Raw genomic sequence first — 1,769 nt, 5'->3', positions numbered from 1 at the left:
ATAATAATTTCAGCTCTCGTCATTTGGCTAACAGATTTACTACCTGTCAATTTTAAAACAATAATTCCAGTGAGGATTAAAATAATACTTTCAAAAAGTATATTCATTACAGCCCAATCCTTTAATAGTGAATGTTACTAGTATTCCCATTAAAGGATTTTTATGATATTTCACACACTCTTCAGACCATTAAGGATGTAAAGGTATCCATCCATAATCTTTATGTGCTTTATTATTTGAAGCACCTCTCTCCCGGCTATTACTGGTATAGCACCAACTTTCTTTATTGCTTCTACTTGTGATTCATTACGAATCATTGCAAACACCGTATGACCTTCTCTTATTACCATTGGCAATAAAGAACGTCCTATTACACCCGTTGCACCTGCTACAAAAATTTTCATATGTGTTCCTTCTTATTTTGAATATTATAATTGAGAAAAAAATATATAAGGTATGTGACAAATATTTAGTTAGTTTTTTCATTATTCATATGAAACGTATACTTTTAAAGGATTAATTATCCCTTGCCCCAATTCCTCAAAACATTGTATGAGTGCAGTATAATGTATTTCATGTTGAAAAATTTCTTCTATAAATGGTGTTTGTTCTATTTTTCTAAAAAACCAATCTGCATGTTTTTGATAATCGTATCCGTCACTTGACCCAATGATTTGCAATTCTTTCCGATAAAAGTCGGCGGTTAATGTTAGTTCTACTTTATTACCATCAGAAAGTATACATATTACACCATTACTGTTAAGTGCTTTTTGCAATGTACGGAATCCGCTATTTGTAGCTGAACATTCGAAACCGTAACTATATGTTTCTATTATTTTCTCTTCTGAATCATATATGTTTTTTGCACCAAATTTCTTTGCAAATTCTCTCCTATTTCTATTAGGTTCAACAACATCCACATGATCAACACCTACATAATATTTTAAGAAATAACATGTGAGTAAACCCATAACCCCCATGCCAGTTATTAGTACTTTTTTATTCTGTAGTGGGTTTAATTTTAATACTCCTTTAGCAGCATCACATGACAGAATGGATAATAAGGCAACTTTAGGCTTTATATAACTAGGTACTCGAGTTACTTTATGTCCCTTAACTATTCCTATCGTTTGATGCCCATAAAAAGAAACTACTTTATCGCCTACGCTTAAATTTGTTACTTTACTACCAACTTGAATAACTTCACCATAACTTTCATATCCAGTTTCTCTCGGATATAAAGGATTAACATCTGAAATGTCCGATTCTTTATACTGTGGTAACTCTGCCCCAATACTTATTGCACCTGCGATTGTTTTAACGATAATTTCATCATCCTGTATGGGCCTAATTTCACCCGTTTCCCACTTTAACTGTTTAGATCCTTCTAAAACTAATTTATATTGTTCCATTGAAATCCTCTCACTTTATAAAAATATATTCACACTAAACTTCAAGCTATAATAATCAATATGAAAGATTCATCCAAAATTAAAGCTATAATGTTGGCTAGCACTCAACAGTGATAACATGATAATTGAATTTGATGGATATGGAATTAATGAGTATGCTATTGGCCCTAACTGTTCTATTAACGAGTTAATAGTAATGTATTTAAACGTGAAAAATGAAGAGTTATCTAATGAGAATCTTGTAAGTTTATTTTGTGCACGATATCATTTTGAAAACATTCCAAAGTCATTACAAGAAAACATTACGTGCAATGTCGTCATTGATTTAGACACGGACTATATTTATATCCCTAATAG

Annotated in this window: 2 protein-coding genes and 2 pseudogenes; 1 reads left to right on the top strand and 3 read right to left on the bottom strand. The window is 31.4% G+C overall.

All coding sequences use genetic code 11. From position 1 onward, the window contains the following. The 3 genes and pseudogenes from AB3X48_RS21865 to AB3X48_RS21855 form a co-directional block, all read right to left on the bottom strand. Positions 1-107, bottom strand: a pseudogene (locus tag AB3X48_RS21865) (DUF421 domain-containing protein); the annotation flags it as partial. A 147-nt stretch (positions 108-254) separates the two neighbouring features. Beyond that, a pseudogene (locus AB3X48_RS21860) lies at positions 255-404 on the bottom strand (NmrA family NAD(P)-binding protein); the annotation flags it as partial. A gap of 81 nt (positions 405-485) precedes the next feature. Beyond that, the gene (locus AB3X48_RS21855; RefSeq protein WP_016104932.1) at positions 486-1,412 is read right to left on the bottom strand and encodes a zinc-binding dehydrogenase; all 927 of its coding nucleotides are present in this window, start codon (positions 1,410-1,412) and stop codon (positions 486-488) included. A 118-nt stretch (positions 1,413-1,530) separates the two neighbouring features. On the opposite strand from AB3X48_RS21855, the gene AB3X48_RS21850 reads away from it, so the two are divergent. Next, the coding region (locus AB3X48_RS21850; protein ID WP_367959941.1) for a hypothetical protein at positions 1,531-1,769 on the top strand (239 nt) is incomplete at its 3' end.

Source organism: Bacillus sp. S4 (assembly GCF_040838205.1).
Lineage (GTDB): Bacteria > Bacillota > Bacilli > Bacillales > Bacillaceae_G > Bacillus_A > Bacillus_A cereus_U.
The sequence above is the reverse complement of the archived record's forward strand: the minus strand, read 5'-3'. Positions and strand labels throughout refer to the sequence as shown.

Bases quoted from the DNA above. Each gene is read 5' to 3' on its own strand.
- AB3X48_RS21855 (WP_016104932.1), bottom strand. From the start codon at position 1,412: ATGGAACAATATAAATTAGTTTTAGAAGGATCTAAACAGTTAAAGTGG.